The organism is Pseudanabaena sp. BC1403, from assembly GCF_002914585.1.
Classification (GTDB): domain Bacteria; phylum Cyanobacteriota; class Cyanobacteriia; order Pseudanabaenales; family Pseudanabaenaceae; genus Pseudanabaena.
In genome coordinates this window covers 77,046-93,278 of sequence record NZ_PDDM01000022.1, presented here as the reverse complement: position 1 = coordinate 93,278, position 16,233 = coordinate 77,046, and the positions used below count along the sequence as shown (strand labels likewise).

17 protein-coding genes are annotated in these 16,233 nt (G+C 42.4%); 7 read left to right on the top strand and 10 right to left on the bottom strand.

The features are described from left to right. Positions 1 to 67: 67 nt before the first annotated feature. The 6 genes from CQ839_RS18350 to CQ839_RS18320 all read right to left on the bottom strand — a co-directional run bounded on the left by CQ839_RS18350 (position 68) and on the right by CQ839_RS18320 (position 4,729). Positions 68 to 634 (bottom strand): hypothetical protein, encoded by a 567-nt coding sequence (locus tag CQ839_RS18350; RefSeq protein WP_103669738.1) that lies wholly within the window; start codon positions 632 to 634, stop codon positions 68 to 70. Between the two features lie 87 nt (positions 635 to 721). Then, positions 722 to 1,321, bottom strand: coding sequence for a translation elongation factor Ts (gene tsf, locus CQ839_RS18345; RefSeq protein WP_103669737.1), 600 nt, complete (start codon positions 1,319 to 1,321; stop codon positions 722 to 724). A gap of 316 nt (positions 1,322 to 1,637) precedes the next feature. Beyond that, entirely contained in the window at positions 1,638 to 2,678 is a 1,041-nt protein-coding gene (csaB, locus tag CQ839_RS18340) for a polysaccharide pyruvyl transferase CsaB (protein ID WP_103669736.1), read from the bottom strand. A gap of 181 nt (positions 2,679 to 2,859) precedes the next feature. Next, the gene (locus tag CQ839_RS18335) at positions 2,860 to 3,393 is read right to left on the bottom strand and encodes a hypothetical protein (protein ID WP_103669735.1); all 534 of its coding nucleotides are present in this window, start codon (positions 3,391 to 3,393) and stop codon (positions 2,860 to 2,862) included. 358 nt (positions 3,394 to 3,751) lie between these two features. Continuing rightward, positions 3,752 to 4,099 carry an FHA domain-containing protein gene (locus CQ839_RS18325; protein WP_103669733.1) on the bottom strand — a complete coding sequence of 116 codons (348 nt, stop codon included), beginning with the start codon at positions 4,097 to 4,099 and terminating at the stop codon, positions 3,752 to 3,754. Between the two features lie 204 nt (positions 4,100 to 4,303). Next, a complete protein-coding gene (locus CQ839_RS18320) occupies positions 4,304 to 4,729 on the bottom strand; it encodes an FHA domain-containing protein (RefSeq protein WP_103669732.1) in 426 nt (141 codons plus the stop codon). Positions 4,730 to 4,880: 151 nt separating this feature from the next. Between CQ839_RS18320 and prfB the strand changes: the two genes are divergently transcribed. The 6 genes from prfB (at position 4,881) to CQ839_RS18290 (ending at position 12,400) form a co-directional block, all read left to right on the top strand. Then, positions 4,881 to 5,988 (top strand): peptide chain release factor 2 gene (gene prfB / locus CQ839_RS18315; RefSeq protein WP_103669731.1). Its coding sequence is split into 2 segments (ribosomal slippage): positions 4,881 to 4,952 and positions 4,954 to 5,988, totalling 1,107 coding nucleotides; the frame shifts between segments, so codons are not numbered across the junction. A 249-nt stretch (positions 5,989 to 6,237) separates the two neighbouring features. Next, on the top strand, positions 6,238 to 6,837 hold the full coding sequence (locus CQ839_RS18310) for a DUF4168 domain-containing protein (protein WP_103669730.1): 600 nt from the start codon (positions 6,238 to 6,240) through the stop codon (positions 6,835 to 6,837). 393 nt (positions 6,838 to 7,230) lie between these two features. Next, positions 7,231 to 8,340: a type IV pilus biogenesis protein PilM gene (gene pilM / locus CQ839_RS18305; RefSeq protein ID WP_103669729.1), complete on the top strand. Its 1,110-nt coding sequence runs from the start codon at positions 7,231 to 7,233 to the stop codon at positions 8,338 to 8,340. Positions 8,341 to 8,349: 9 nt separating this feature from the next. Continuing rightward, on the top strand, positions 8,350 to 9,057 hold the full coding sequence (locus CQ839_RS18300) for a PilN domain-containing protein (RefSeq protein WP_103669728.1): 708 nt from the start codon (positions 8,350 to 8,352) through the stop codon (positions 9,055 to 9,057). Between the two features lies 1 nt (position 9,058). Continuing rightward, entirely contained in the window at positions 9,059 to 9,811 is a 753-nt protein-coding gene (locus CQ839_RS18295) for a hypothetical protein (protein WP_103669727.1), read from the top strand. Between the two features lie 255 nt (positions 9,812 to 10,066). After that, positions 10,067 to 12,400 (top strand): secretin N-terminal domain-containing protein, encoded by a 2,334-nt coding sequence (locus CQ839_RS18290; protein WP_103669726.1) that lies wholly within the window; start codon positions 10,067 to 10,069, stop codon positions 12,398 to 12,400. A 477-nt stretch (positions 12,401 to 12,877) separates the two neighbouring features. Here CQ839_RS18290 and CQ839_RS18285 read toward each other — a convergent pair whose 3' ends face one another. The 4 genes from CQ839_RS18285 to CQ839_RS24855 are packed head-to-tail and all read right to left on the bottom strand — an operon-like array spanning position 12,878 to position 14,847. Further along, positions 12,878 to 13,828 carry a DNA polymerase III subunit delta' gene (locus CQ839_RS18285; RefSeq protein WP_103669725.1) on the bottom strand — a complete coding sequence of 317 codons (951 nt, stop codon included), beginning with the start codon at positions 13,826 to 13,828 and terminating at the stop codon, positions 12,878 to 12,880. Further along, the gene (locus tag CQ839_RS18280) at positions 13,828 to 14,373 is read right to left on the bottom strand and encodes a hypothetical protein (RefSeq protein ID WP_103669724.1); all 546 of its coding nucleotides are present in this window, start codon (positions 14,371 to 14,373) and stop codon (positions 13,828 to 13,830) included. Before CQ839_RS18280 ends, CQ839_RS18285 begins: the two co-directional genes overlap by 1 nt. A 41-nt stretch (positions 14,374 to 14,414) precedes the next feature. Continuing rightward, positions 14,415 to 14,669: a hypothetical protein gene (locus CQ839_RS18275; protein WP_103669723.1), complete on the bottom strand. Its 255-nt coding sequence runs from the start codon at positions 14,667 to 14,669 to the stop codon at positions 14,415 to 14,417. After that, positions 14,656 to 14,847 carry a hypothetical protein gene (locus CQ839_RS24855; RefSeq protein WP_181016248.1) on the bottom strand — a complete coding sequence of 64 codons (192 nt, stop codon included), beginning with the start codon at positions 14,845 to 14,847 and terminating at the stop codon, positions 14,656 to 14,658. Before CQ839_RS24855 ends, CQ839_RS18275 begins: the two co-directional genes overlap by 14 nt. A gap of 50 nt (positions 14,848 to 14,897) precedes the next feature. On the opposite strand from CQ839_RS24855, the gene hisS reads away from it, so the two are divergent. Continuing rightward, positions 14,898 to 16,196 (top strand): histidine--tRNA ligase, encoded by a 1,299-nt coding sequence (hisS, locus tag CQ839_RS18270; protein WP_103669748.1) that lies wholly within the window; start codon positions 14,898 to 14,900, stop codon positions 16,194 to 16,196. Positions 16,197 to 16,233 lie beyond the last annotated feature (37 nt).

The window sequence follows — 16,233 nt, the reverse complement described above, 5'->3', positions numbered from 1 at the left end:
CTTCGCTGTAATAACCCAAAATTATTCCTTTTTTCTCTTTGTCTGAGCTTATCCTAATTTGCACAAGTTATTTATTTTTCATTCCTTGTTGATATTTTTTCTCTAGCTCATTGTGCAAGTGCGCTAGCCTTGCCGATAAAACGCGCAACTCGCCTCGATGCGACATGACCTTGCGATCGGTAAACTCAATTTCAGCAAGACGAATACTCATCTGTATATTTTTATCGTCTTTAGTCTTGTTTTCTTCAGAATTTAAAACTTTATGCTCGACTAAAAGCTGGTTCAGTTTCTCCATACTTTCATTGAGGAGCTTACTGAGCAGGGTATCGAGATTTTCTTGATTAGTGCGACTGTCGCGATCGCATTCTTCGAGAGTTTTTTGCATCTGCTCACAGAGCGATTTGATCCTCTGCCGCAGTGCGTCTTGCAAATTTTGCCGAGCTGATAGAGATAGTGCTAGAAATGCGTCAGGACATTTTTGGGTGCAAAACTTAAATACTGTGAGCAAAATTTGTTGCTGAACTGCTTGAGCGATCGCCTGTGAATACTCAATATGAATAACATCGATACGAGTGATCGCCTCAGCGATCGCCTGTTGGATATTTTGAATATCTTTATCAATACGCACCAGCATCGTAGTTCACATTATTTTTTTAAATCTAGCTAAAAAAAATTCGATTTTTTTAGCTCCTATGGAGCTAAAAAAATCGAATTTTTTTTATTATTCACCAACAACAAAGCGGACAAAGCGACGAACTTTAACATTTTCGCTAAGCTTAGTCGCAGTTAGTTTAACCAATTCATCAACGGTGATGCTTTGATCTTTGATGTAAGGCTGATCTAGTAAGCACAATTCTTTCAAGCGCTTTTCGATGCGACCAAGCACAATCTTCTCGCGGATAGCAGCAGGCTTGCTAGCTAAATCTTCTTTGCCAGCTTCGATTTGCTTTTCACTTTCTACAAAAGCAGCAGGAATATCGGCAACACTGACATATTCCACGTTAGGGCAAGCAGCAATTTGCTTGGCTACGCTATCAGCTAGTTCTTTGAGTTCTTCACGACGAGCCACGAAATCAGTTTCGCAGTTAACTTCGACTAGCACGCCAATGCGGCTACCAAAGTGAATATAACTATGGACGATTCCTTCAGATGCTTCACGGGCTGCTTTTTTAACAGCAGAGGCAAGCCCCTTTTGTCTTAGGTATTCTGTTGCCTTGGTAAAATCACCGCTGGAGTCAACGAGCGCTGCTTTACAGTCTTTGATACCTGCACCAGTTCTCGCACGTAGCTCTTGAATTTGTTGGGTTGTAATGTCTGCCATATTAAGTAAGCTTGTTTTGGATTTCTAGGGCAACATTTCGAGGAGCGAGGAGTTTTTGCTCGTTGCCGAAAATATCTCTCGAAAATATTTCTAAAATGTTTACAGTACTCTAAGTTATCACAATTCTATGTACACAAGGTTTTGAAAATTAGTAAGGCAGTAATTCTCATTATAAAAGTCGTTTTTTTGAAAGCCCGCCTACGGTGGGCTTTCAAAAAAACGATTTTGGTGTTCCAAGCGCCCAAGGCGCTTGAAACACCAAAATCGGTTTCATATTGAGAATATTAGGTTAGTAAGGTGGGCATTGCCCACCTTACTAACCTAATATTTTTTGATGAATCAAAGCTTGTTGTTTGAGTTGCAGTACCCGATCGCTTAAAGTTTGATTTTGATGTTCGAGGTGATCAACCCAAGCATCCGTAAGTAACTGCGCATCGTCGGGTAAATCCTCTAATTCCCAACCAGAGATTCCTAAATCTTCCATGAGATAAGAAACTTTCGGATCGTAACTAATTGCTGAACAATTACTGCCTTCAGCCGCCGCCATAATTAATCCATGTAGCCGCATCGCGATCGTCAGATCTATACCATTGAAAATCCCCTTAAGGCGACGTGGATCTTTTTGAATGATGATTTGACTGTGGTTTGGCATCTTTTCATTAAGAGAATCACAAATTGCTTGGGCGATCGCCTTATCTTGAGATGGCTGAAATGGGATCAATAAAATTTCAGCATTGGTTTGTTTCTGCAACTTCTGCAAAGCTTCAGTGATTGTCGCAAGGCGACAGGAAGTTAGCGCAGGATGCGATCGCAAAACCACAGCAACACGAGGGTTTGATAAATCACGATACATATTAATTGGAGTTGCATCCAAAGCCCATACAGGATCAGGGGCGACCACACTCTTAATTTGCCAGTCTGCCAATAATTGTGCCGATTGGCGATCGCGCACTGACACCGATGAACATCCCTGAAAAGCGCGTCTAGCGATCCATTTACTCAACTTGCGCTTCAGTGGTCCCACCCCTTGCGCCCAAGCGATCGTTTGCAAGCCCATCCCCTGCGCTAAGCCCATGATGCCACCATAATAAATCGGATTTCTGGCACTAGTGGCATCTTGCATCAAGCTACCACCGCCCCAAACAAATAAATCCGATCGCCTTAGTTCATTGATCAATGCAAATACTGAGTAGCGATCGCTAGCTTCGACCTGATGCAAATTTTCGGTGGCTCTAGGACTAGCAGACAATACAAGCGGTTGGACATCATTGGGGAGCATTTGCAGCAAAGTGGCAAGTAGCGCCTCATCACCACCATTCCCCATTCCGTAATATCCACATAAAACCGCACGTCGCATATTTATTGTCCCAAATATTTTTTAGCTTTGCCGCAATTCTCACGGAGTCTTAATTGTCGCGTATTTAAGTAGCTAGGCATAATTAAATATAAAACCGCAAATCTGTACCGCCCGCGTAGCGGGCGGTACAGATTTGCGGTTTTATATGTTTTCAGCGCCGCAGGCACTGAAAACTCTAACGCTATGCAATTTCGATAAATGTGGCGCTGATGACTAGGGTTACACCGATTAACAACCAAATAATTGGCATGTATTCAGAACTAATAAAGCTATTACCTAGCTGCAATAAGGCGATCGCCATGCCTGTCATACTGGCAATCATAATTGCCCATAACCAGTGCAAACGAACTCGACTAGAGCGTCTCTTTGATTTTGGTAAAAGCTTTGGGGATGAAGTTGTTATATACAACTGAGTCTTTGGCGATCGCTTGTTGACAGTTGCCAGATTACCAATTGATCGATTGGCGATAACGTGGGTCGGACTAAAGGATTTGTAAGGCTTTGGCAGTATTTTTTGTGAGGTCTTCAGTGTGATATTTTGATTGAATCTCGACTTTAGCTGTCGTCTTCTCTGATATATCCGTTTTTCAATTTTCTTAAGTCGCAACCAAAATAGCAGTAATAACGTAATGGCAATTGAGCCTAACGCGATCGCTAACTTGACTAAAAGTAGCAGTAAGTCTACGTTTTCTTGAAGGGATAAGACAATTGCCATATTATGCTGCAATCAAGTCAAATTGCGGATTTATTACACAATATTGTTTCACCTTACCTAAAAATCCACGAACTAGAAATTATCAGCAAAAGTGCCAGTAAAAACATGACAAAAAAAAACAATAAACGAATAGCAGAACTTTGCAATGCCTTTCGCTTATTGGGGTTTGATCCTAGAGACTATAGCTAGCACAAATCAAAAACCCAAATAAATAAATGTGGTGCTTCGCACCGCATTTATTTATTTGGGTTTTATATCCTAAGAAAAGCCTGCATTGCTATATAGCCACAATAAAAAATTTGAGAGTTATACCAGAGCAAGGCACTTAAAAAATATAAAAGGTACTTTGGGACTTTTGTTAAGGTTGACTACTTAGATATGTTAATTCCACATTTGGGGCAAGCGTGATCACATCACCGTTACATAGATCATAGGAAGAAGCAATCTTCATATGATGATTAATAATTACACCATTCACACTGGGCTTACCAGACAGATCCCCATCAATAATTCGGTACAAATAACGCCCACCTTCCCCAGGCACACGCAGTAACACTGCGTGTTGTCGAGATACAAATCGCGAATAAAGTTGAATATTATTATTCGCATCCCGCCCAATCGTATACTTTAATCCATCAAGTGCGAGTTTTCTACTACCTCTCGCATCATTGATTAATAGTGTGTGACTAACGTGTGTTTCGCTCATTAGCTCACCAAAAAAAGAAGTAGATGTGGCTTACCAGCGAAAAGTATATGCTACTGGTAGACATTTAGTTTAATCTCGCTCTACTTTACTCTACAAATGGCGTGAATTATAGAGTTTTTATAAAGAGTTAGAGAATCTCTGTGGCTTGTTTATTCTTTGTCCGTTTTAGAGAGAATATTCAAACTTAAATCTTCAAGTTAATTTTCAAATTAACTTCGGCGCAAGATACAGAATATGTACCTCAGGCGCGAACGTGACAATATCACCATCTTGCAGATCGTGGGAAGAAACTTTTTGGATCGCATTTAAAATAATCCCATTTTTACTGGGTTTACCTGAGGCGCTACCATCGATAATCCGATAAGTATCAAGGCGATCTCGATGACGGATTTTCCGTAGAGTCGCATGATATCGCGAGACAAAATCAGAGTTGAGGTGAACGGTGTTATCTGATTCGCGACCGATTGTATATTGACTTTCAACTAGCTGCATCTTGCGAGTTCCAGTGTTATCCGTTACTACCAACGTAGGTTCAGAGGAAAAATTAATGCTGATTTCAGACTGATCGCGATCAGGCTGATCGCGATCAGGCTTTTCGTAATCAGGCTGTTCGTGAATTATGCTTGACATGTTTTTACTGTTACTCTTATTTTCTTCGTTCAACTTAATCTGTAGCTAACGGCGAAAGCAAGCATCTTTGGTATGAGGGTAAAATGCTTACCTTGATTGGCTTGTTATACAATACTCAATTGAAACTCGCTATATTCGGAGAAATACTTTAGTGGACTTTACGGAGATTGCACGCCAAAACCAGATCTTATCTCAGCGCCTGAGCATTGCTCAGGACTATCTTTGACGCACCAGCGATCGCAGCAAAAATTAGTGACTTAGAACAAACGGCTGCTCAACCTGAATTTTGGGAGGATAGCGATCAAGCCCAAAAAACAATGCGCGAACTCGATGCGCTGAAATCTTACCTCGAAAAGTTTGAGCACTGGCAGAAAAGCATCGAAAATATCGAAGTGATCGCCGAGTTACTTGCTCTTGAAGATGATCCTGTGCTAGCAAATGAAGCGAAACAAAGCCTGAGTCTCATACTGCAAGAGATGGATCGCTGGGATCTAGAACAACTACTATCAGGAACCTATGACAAATATGATGCAGTTTTAACAATCAATGCTGGCGCAGGGGGCACTGACTCCCAAGACTGGACAGAAATGCTATTACGTATGTATACCCGCTTTTGTGAATCACAAGGATACAAAGTGGAGATTTCTGAAATTTCCGAAGGAGAAGAAGCAGGCATCAAATCAGTGACTTTGCTCGTTCATGGGCGTTATGCCTATGGCTACCTTGCTCCTGAAAAAGGCACACATCGTCTTGTCCGAATTTCGCCGTTTAATGCCAATGATAAGCGCCAAACTAGTTTTGCTGGTGTAGAAGTAATGCCATTACTCGAAGAGGATGTCGATCTTGAAATTGATCCGAAAGAATTAGAGATTACGACAACAAGAGCAGGCGGTAAAGGAGGTCAGAACGTCAACAAAGTAGAAACGGCAGTCCGAATTACCCATTTACCTACTGGGATTTCGGTACGCTGTACGCAAGAGCGATCGCAATTACAAAATAAAGAAAATGCCATGCGATTGCTGAAAGCAAAGTTATTAATTATTGCCCAAGAGCAACGCGCTCAAAAAATTGCCGATATTCGTGGCGATATGGTGGAAGCAGCTTGGGGCAACCAAATTCGTAACTATGTGTTTCATCCTTACCAACTAGTAAAAGATTTACGTACAGGTGAAGAAACCACAAATATTCAAAATGTTATGGATGGAGACCTTGATCCATTCATTCAGTCATATTTGCGGCAACAAAATCAGCCTGTTTGAGTCAATACTTTTGTATGAGTAACGTCTGGCGTATATAGATATTTTCAAGCAAGCGAGGATCAGAGGGTTGTTTCCCTGCCGAAGGCGTAGAAACAACGCCGTACTTTACTAGGTTGGAAAACGCTATATTAAAACCCAGATTCAAAACCTGCACCGCTTGTTCAGCAGTCGGTGTAGGTTTTAGGGTTTTCGCCTACTTACTTAACAGATTACGTCCTTAGTGTTTTTGGCGATTAATGGCAGTTGATTATGAATAGTTGGCATCAGAGACATTCGGTTTATCTAAAGCAATTTGCAAACAAGCAAACCCAAAATCCAGATATAACATTAGATCAAAGTAATGTTAAGAATCATTTCAAAAAATACTTAGGTCAGGGATTAGGCGCAATTAGCTTACTTGGTCTATGTGTTGTTATAGGGGCAATTGTTGAGCCGATGATTATTGGAAATCGCTTATCTGCGGCTGCAGAAACTTGCGTAAAACCATCAAATCTACAAAATTTTCTCAACAAAGTGTCTCTTGGCGAGGACAATCTTACTCGTTATGCATCTGCGGCTAATGCGATCGAAAACAAACGCCTAGAGCTTTTTAGAGAGGCTAAAAGTAACGCTGATTGGAGTAATGTCGCTAATCTCGCAGAATCGAAACAAACTAAGGTCTGTGACCTCAGCAATCCGCCAGAATTTTTGCGATCGCTCTGCGACCAATTACGAACTTATAGCGAAGAAGAAATTTGCCGCAATGGATTTACGACTAAAGAGTTTAATCAAATTACGCTGGAGCAGAAGCAAAATCCACAGTTGAGAAGCATAATTCAAGGTAAGCAAATGCAACTACGTAGCAGATAAATCATAGAGAGAGCTTGCAAAAATCCTCATCTCTCTTTAGATTTTTACAAACTACTCATTTCCCAGCGAATTATTGACTAGGTCATAAAACCCAAGAATTGATTGGCGGCGCGAAGCGCCGCCAATCAATTCTTGGGTTTTGATTTTTCCTAAGCAACTTAATCATTAGATATAAAACTAATTTTTATAACGAGAATTACTGCCTATTTTTTAGTTTGATTGCTAAAACGACCAAAATCGTCTATAAGAAACAAGGCAAAATCAGACATCTACGATATTCGTGATGATTATTTTTTCTTCTACTATTGACAATGGTCACTTACAGTCTATAATCCCTCCATTGTTTAGTATGCCCAGTGCTACACAAGCTACAAAAATCATAAAGACACGCTTATGTTCGGCTTAAAATTTGGCGGAAAGTCTAAGAAAGGCATCGGAATTGAAATCACTTCCGAGAAAGTTAACCTAGTTCAATTGCGCCGCAAGGGGCAATCTTCTTACAAGCTAGTGACGTATGGTAGCGTCGAGCTTCCTGAAGGTACTGTTGAAGAAGGACGTATTCTCGACCCTGTAGCGCTGGGAGAAGTTATTCGCAGTTTGCTAGCAGACAAAAAAATAAAAGTTAAGAAGGCTGCCACAGCTCTTCCAGGGCGCGAGACTGTGAGTCGTCTAATTCGCTTACCAGCGGAAATTCCTGACTTAGAACTACGCGAGATGGTTCTTAATCAAGAGGCTAGTCTGTACTTACCTTTTCCTCGTGAAGACGCGGATGTTGATTATCAAAAGTTGGGTACAACTCTTGATGATGATGGCATTGAACGGATTGAAATTCTCATGGTGGCAACACCTAAAGAAGTCACAGACAGCTATATGCAGGCTCTAGAAATAGCGCAGTTAGAGGTTGACGTTGTTGAGGTTAGTAGCTTTGCTCTCATTCGTGCTATGCGCAATGAGTTAGCTAGATTTAGCACATTAGCGGAAGCCGTAGCGATCGTAGATATTGAGTACGAAGCTACAGAAATTACGGTAACAGTTGATGGAGTTCCGCAATTTTCTCGAACTTTCCCAATCGGTACTGCTCAAATTCAGAATGCTCAATTGCGTGCTATTAATTTGCCTCCACGAAGGACAACGGATATGGAAATGTTGAGTTCCACTGTTGTGCCTGTTCAGTCGATGGACACCGCGAGCCTTGCAGGTGGTGGTGGAACTCCAGGAGATGCAGCAATCATGAGGGTTGTTGGAGATCTTTCCGATGAACTTAGGCGCTCAATTGACTTCTACACTAGTCAATCTCCTGGCTCAGATGTCGTGCAGTTATTGATTGCAGGACCTGGTGCCTGTATTGGTCAATTAAATGAGTTCTTCAGTCAACGTCTCGGTATTGCTGCTATTGCTGTTGACCCGCTTACTGCCATTGGTGTAACTATTGATGGTGACATTCCTGTTGAGGAACGTATGGCTATGTCTGTTGCTCTAGGTCTAGGTTTGAGGGAGGTTTAAAAAGGCGTTATGTACACACTTGATATTAATTTTTTAAGCGATCGCATTGCTGATGAAGCCCAATCAATTGAGCGTCAGCCGATAGCTGATTCGCAGTTTTTAGTCTACGGAGGTGCAGTTGCTGTAGTTGCTCTTGCAATAGTTGGCGGTGCTTTTTTTGTCCTCAATTCACAAAACGAGGGTATTCAACAAAAGCTTTCTACTTTAACTGCTGAGGAGTCAAAGCTAAATAGCCAGATTACAGCTTTAAAAAGTCAAGAGGCAGAACTGCAAGCTATTCAGGCTAGAACTGGAGAACTGGTAAATCTGTTTGTTGGTAATTTACCTGTCAGCGCGATCGCTGATGACATCAGAAAACGTACTCCCATTACTGTTCAGGTGGAGTCAATTACCCAATCATCGGTTGACGCAACGCCTCAAGCTCCTGCCTCATCGATGGTATCTCTTACTGGAAAAGCTACTAGTTACAATGAGTTAAATGATTTTCTATTGTTGCTCAAAGCATCGCCTCTACTAGAAGGGAAGGAGACTATATTAGTCTCGTCAGCTTTGCAACCAGCAACTACTGATAAAAACTTTACATTGGTCAACTTTCAAATTCGTGCGGCTATTACCAAAAAAAGCCCTGCTGATATATTACCCGCACTCCAAAAGACAGGGGCGGATGGGTTAGTTACGAGAGTCAATCTATTAAAGCAACAGGGAGTTATCAAATAAAATGACAAACGTTGGAGCTGCTTCAGGAATTGAAGATGGTGCGGGTGGTTTAACTCTATTTGGGATCACCTTTACATCAAAGATTTTAGGAATCTTGCTCGGAGTTGGTGGGGTTGCTCTAGCTGCTTATGCAGCTACAACCTATGTCATGCCGATCTGGGATTCAGTCCAATCTGGACAAAAAAATATTGATGACAAGACGACTAAAGTCACGCAATTAAAAAGTCAAGTGGCGAGCAAAAGTAATATTGCTCAAAAGATTGAGGAAGCAAATCAACAGAATAAATTTGTTCTATCACTTTTACCAAATGTAGATAATATTGATACGCTAATCCGCGATATTCAAGAGCAGATTCCTAAGACTATTGTGATTGCTTTACCGCCAGATTTCTCCTATGAATTAGCAGGAACCTTGCGGAATTTCCAACCTTCTGCCCCAGTTGTAGGAGCGCAATATGATACTTATTCCTTTACGATTGGTTTTGACGGCAAGTTTGAGGATGTATTGAATACAATTCAAAAAATTGAGCGTTTAAAGCCTCTACTAGTAGTCAAAGACTTAAAACTAACGAAAAAGGCTTTGCCAATTGCTACGTTTAAGTTTTCTCGCCCGATCGCGGCTGGTAAAGAGAAAGAAATTCTGGATATCTTGCCACCATTAATTGGCGCAGATTTTACTTTGCAAGCTTTTGTCCCTAAAACCGAAGAGGAGCTTAAGAAGGCTGCTGCCGCTGCTGCTCCACCCCAAAAATAAAATTTCGCCCCCAGTAGTGACATTCTGCTGTGAAAGATATAGAAATCTTGCAATGCCAAATAATTTTGGTTGAGTAAGTGTCTTATTATTTTTTTGATTTAAAATTGACAAAGTGTGGTATAATCTCGCACCATAATCTCGTCAATTCTGTCTTGGTTATGTCGTTCTTTTAGTTAGGACATGTTCCAGTTTCTACAGATTTACTACTAAAGATTAAGTGTATTGAGTTCCGTGAGGAACAAGAGGAGTGTAATTATGAATGCTAAATTGAATGATCGGTTGAATGGGAATTTGAATGGCAAGTCTATAGCTTGCTGGTTTCTGATTGCCGCAAGTTGCCCACAGGTTTTGGCGATCGCACCGAGCCAGGCTCAAAATGCTGTCCAAAGTCCTGTTTCTGCAAATCAACCTGACGTAGTTGCGGTGGCTAGTCGGATTACTGACATCAACACAAATGTGGCAGGCGATCGCTTGAATTTGACGTTGAATTTTGCCAGTAGTGATCGCCCTCAAGTTACCTATACCAAGCAAGGCAAAGCTTGGGTGGCGGTATTAAATGGCGCACAGTTGCAACTAGGCAATGGTAATGCTAGCTATGCCAAGGCTAATCCTGCACCAGGTATTACTGCGATCGAGGCGACTCAATACGCTGCGAATAAAGTTCGTATTCGCGTGACTGCTAACGATCCAGAGATGCTCAAGGATTTGATCAAGCGACAGGATACTGGTGATAGCCTAGTATTTAGCCTAGAGATGCAGCCTTCCGCAACTCAATCTAGTAACCTCTCTGCATCTAATGCACCTGAATCTGGAGTTGTAAGTAGTCAAACTGCGGCTGAACCTAATCAAGTTTTAATTGCTCAAAATACTACTAGCTCTTCTGTCGGCAAGCCATTATTTGATCCGAAGGTGACAATCACTAATCCTGATGGGAAGACTCGTGTAGCTCAAAACACTACTCCAAATACAGCTCTGCCACCTGTTGCAAATCCAGTAACTCCACAGTTGCCAGGTCGTGTTCCTGGGGTTGTGCCACCATTCCGCCAAATTAAAACTCCTCCTGTTGGCGATATTGCCACAACTATGTCTAAGCTACGAGCTGATATTGTGGAGCTTGGTACGGCTGAACGTGTACCGAGAATTACTTTGCGCGATGCTCCTGCGATCGAGGTTTTGACACTAATTGGTCGTGTGGCAGGTTTGAGTGTTGTCTCCGCAGAAGCTCCTTCTACTCCTGGCACTACTGCTGCTGCTGCTGCTCCTGCGACAACTGGTGCTGCTACGGGCTTAAAGCAGCCAGTCAGTCTTTCGATTGAGAATGAAACTGCTCAAGATGTTTTCAATAATGTATTGAGAATTTCAGGATTAGAAGCAAATCGGATTGGTCAGACCATCTTTGTAGCCACGAAACTCCCTGTAACACTGAAGAACTTAGTCAGCAAGAGTTATCGACTCAATCAAATAACGACTGGTGAAGCCTCAGCTTACTTGATTGGTTTAGGTGCTTCCCGTGTTGTCAGCCGTCAACGTCCTATCCCTGGTGTGCAGACAGCTACAATTGGTACTGCTGCTCAGGCGATCATCAACGTTACTACTGAGGCTGTACCAACTCTAGAGACTGTTAGCATTACTCCTGAATCTGGCGCAACTCCATTGCTAAAAGGTTTGCAGGTAATTGCAGAAGAGCGTTCTAATTCATTGACATTGGTTGGTTCACCTAAGCAAGTAGAGTATGCTGAAGCTCAACTTGCAAGACTAGACCTGCGTAAACGCCAAGTTATGGTTAATGTAAGAGTTCTAGAAGTCGCTATCAATAATGGTCAAACTCTTTCAGGTGGATTTACTACAACTGGTGGAAACCCAACCATTACCCAAGGTCTCAGCGTTGACAGTACTAATACTTTGGGGATTTCTCTCAGTAGTAATAATCCTATAACGCTACCAACATCATTCATTGCTTCGCTTCAAGCATCAATTAGAAATGGAAGTGCTAAAGTAATCACTGATCCTAATCTCACTGTCCAAGAAGGTGAAACAGCAACGATCGCTTTGACAGATCAGGTTGTCAATAACATTACTTCTACTGTTACTGCCGCAACTACCCCTGGAACCGCCGCAACTACCACAACTACTGCAACTTTTGCGCAAGTTGGCTTAACTCTTGCTATTCAAATCGAGAGGATTGATGACAATGGATTTATCAATTTGTCGGTGTCTCCAAGAATATCTACACCATTAACTGCTGTGCCTCTGACTTCCTCTGCTGGAACTAATTTTGTAGTTCCAATTTCTGAGAGAGTCTTGAACTCTGGCAGAATTCGATTACGTGATGCTCAAACACTGGTCTTGTCAGGAGTTATTCGCGATTCAGATTCAGAGTCAGTTCAGAAAGTTCCTCTTCTTGGAGATATCCCAATTATTGGAGCTTTATTTAGAAGAACCGTTACAAGCAATAGTCGTAGTGAAGTGATCATTGTCGTCACTCCTCGCATTATTGATGACAGTCAGGATGCAACTTGGGGTTATACCTATCAGCCAGGCCCAGAAGCTCAAAAAGTTCTGGACAGTAACCAACGCAAAACTCAGTAAACTTTGCGTTTTCCTTCTTCATTTACACTCCTTTTTTCACAGCCTTGGAAATATCTCCAAGGCTGTTTTTTAGTGGAGGGGCAGGTTTAGTAGATCCGTGATTGGCTTACAGTAAAGCTTTTAGCAAAAATTGACCCTACGGTAAAATGGGGATTCCAACAGTTTTGTTAGTCAATCAGCTCGACTCATCTGGGGAAACTCATACACCGAAACTGTCTCAATAAACTCTATCACCCTTTCCCGATCGCCTTGCCTTGCCTGATACCAATTCACAAAAGTGTGGCAACACTTTCGTGAATTAAAAACCAAACCCAGTAAGGGTTTTAAAAACACAAAATGGCGTAGCCATTTTGTGTTTTGGTATGACTAGCTATAGCAATGTAAGCTTTGCTATAGTAGCGAAATTTGTTCTGAATTGAATACCAGTCCTCTCAACTGCGCGAAGCACTACCCATTCTTGAGTTTAGTTGTCGCGATTTAGATCTTTCCTGCTATTTGGAGAAGTGTAACTTCCCAAACTAATCGCGGTTGCACATAACGGGCAATCAATTCCCTCGCTTTATCGAGATGTTGTAGAACGGACTTAGTTCTTTGTTGTTCCCAAAAATAATTTTGTAAATAATCAATCAGCCATAACTGCAAATCTACATCCAGATCCTTGTTGATTTGTTTGGCGATCGCCATTGCACTTTTCGCATCTTGAGGAACTTGACGGACTAAGTTTAATAACTCGGCAGGAATGCTCTTGAAGTGATCGAACGACTCGATCGCATTACCCGCAGAACCTTGAGCTAGTGCCACCACTTCGGGCGGAATATCAGTATGTCCTTCGCGGGTGAGGACTTCTTGCATTTGTGCTTGATTGAGTCTCGTGAAGGGAATTCGTTGACAGCGCGAAACTAACGTTGGCAAAATTGAGCCAGCATCAGGAACAATCAAGATAATTGTGGCGTAAAGTGGTTCTTCGAGAGTTTTGAGCAAACTATTGGCGGCAGACTCTGCCATCGATTGCGCTTCTTCGATGATGACGACCGATCGCTTGCATTCAAGGGGTGAGCGACTCACAAATTCGCTAATTTCGCGCACTTGCTCAATCCTGATCTGAGGTAGGGCGCGGCGCTTTAGTCCTGCTGCGTCTGCTTCCTTTGCCGTCAGCATTTTACCCTTATCTAAATAGGTTGGCTCTACCCATAGTAAGTCGGGATGATTACGATCGCTTAATCGATTAGCCGATTTGCGATCTCCTAATAAAATCTTTGCAAATGCTGATGCAGTTTTGCTGCGCCCTACACCACGCGCACCAGCAAATAAATAGGCTGGCGCGATGCGATCGCGTTTGATCGCAGCTTTTAACAGAGTGATCGCTTGACTTTGACCAACGACGAGATCAAATGGTGAATTTAAAGATGGATTTGGGGCAGTTACCACTAGTCATTCCATAGATGTTGGGATGCTCTCCTTGAGTCATGGGATCTTAAACCTACTGGATAACGGCGATCTCGATTTCCTGAATCAAGATCATCAGCATTGCGCCGTCTTAGCCACCATCGGATCGCCTCATCAATGATCGCCGCAGGGTTATCAGTTATTTCCGATAGTTCAGTCAGCAACTCTGGTGCAATGTCCACTTTATAGGTGAGATCGATCTTAGGAAGGTTTGATTGATTCGCGATCGGATCTGGTGAAGATGCCAAGGGTTGATCACTGAGATCAGTCAGTTGTCCTTCAAGACTTATTTCATTATTAGCTAGATTATTCACTGCATCTTTGACGTTATTAGGTGAACTAGGAGCGATCGCAGCAGATTTAATTTCATTCAGGTTGTTTTGATTACTAACATCTCGCTTATCTAAAGTTAGCTTGCGCCAAATTAGTTTGCTCAAATTGATGATCGAAAACATTATTAAAATAAGTCCGAACTGAAATAGTCCAATAATCAAGATCAGCTTTTCTTTTAGCCAAAATTCATACATAATGTCTGGGCTCTACTTACTGATAGCTTTTCTGATTGATTCTAATCATTCCACTCGCCACGTGGAGGCACAACAGGATTCATCGTCAGGGGGCGTGAGCGATCGGCTTCTTTGATTGCCCGACGCTGCAACCATTGACGGATCGCTGTATCGATCGCCTGTTCAGGATCATTAGTTACCTCACCAAGCTCAGCAAGCAAAGCAGGGTCGATGTCTATACTTTTTAGCACCTCATTAAATACTGCTTCATTAGCCGATTGGGTTATTTGCGGTACGTTGGCGTTATCTTCTGGCATAAGGAATATTTAAATTAACTGGCACTATCCAGATTTTACCCAGATTTGTTACCTTCTGAATGTGCAAGGCGATCGCAATCTTGCTAAACCCAAAAACTAGAGATGGCGCGAAGCGCCGCATCTTTAAATGTTGAAAGTATTGCTTTGCAATACTTTCAACAAAAATATGGGTTTGCATGTCCAAAAATTCTGTATTCTGGATTAACATCACAGACTTTATTTGTATCCATGTCTTCACTTCAGGTCACACGCGGCACTCGCGACATCCTTGCTCCCGAAATTTATTACTGGCAGCAGTTAGAGACAACTGCGCGTCAAATTCTCAGTCAAGCTGCTTATACCGAGATTCGTACACCAATTTTTGAAGCAACTGAGCTATTTGCAAGGGGTATTGGTGAAGCCACAGATATTGTTGGTAAAGAAATGTACACTTTTGGCGATCGCGGCGATCGCTCGTTGACTTTGCGACCTGAAGGTACAGCAGGAGTAGCGCGATCTTATATTGAAAATAAATTATTTGCCCAAGGTGGCGTACAAAGACTCTGGTACATGGGCGCAATGTTTCGCTATGAGCGTCCGCAAGCAGGTCGCCAGCGTCAATTTCATCAGCTAGGTGTAGAAGTACTCGGCAGTGCCGATCCGCGTGCTGATGCTGAAGCGATCGCGATCGCTAGTGACTTTTTGCAAGCAGTTGGTTTAAAAGATTTAGTCGTTGACCTAAACTCGGTGGGCAGTGCTGAAGATCGGGTTAGCTATCGTCAGGCACTGGTGGACTATTTCACGCCTTTTGTTGAAGAAATTGACGCTGATTCTCGCGATCGCCTTACTCGCAATCCTCTCAGAATTCTCGATAGCAAAGACAAACGCACCCAAGAAATTTCCCAAGATGCGCCCAGTATTCTCGATTATTTAAGCCCTGAGTCGCAACAACATTTCGAGAAAGTCCAGAGTCTATTAACCGATCTTAATATTGCCTATCGGATTAATCCTCGACTTGTGCGCGGCTTAGACTATTACACCCGCACCGCCTTTGAGATTCAATCCAATCTACTGGGTGCACAGTCGGCAGTCTGTGGCGGCGGACGTTACGATCGCCTCATTTCGGAGTTAGGCGGTGCGGATGTACCTGCGATCGGTTGGGCGATTGGCTTAGAGCGTCTCGTCATCCTGATGCAACAGGTTGCTGAACAAAAACAAGCTGCGATCGATTTTTATATCATTTCTCGCGGCGAACAACCCGAAGCGAAGTCTTTATCCATTGCTCAACTGTTCCGTAAAGCAGGATTTACTGTGGAACTCGATCTCAGTGGTGCGAAGTTTGACAAGCAGTTTAAACGAGCAAGTAATGCTAATGCTAAAGCTGCTGTAGTGATCGGGGATAGTGAAATTGAAGCGGGACAGATTCAAATTAAATGGTTGGAATCTGGTGAACAGGAAGCTGTCGCGATCGCTGATCTCAGTGACAGTTTTGAAGAATTAAGACAGAAAATCAGGGCTTCGGCTTCGCTCAGTCAACCATCGGATTAATCGTGGCTTCGGCTTCGCTCAGACAGCACATCAAAGA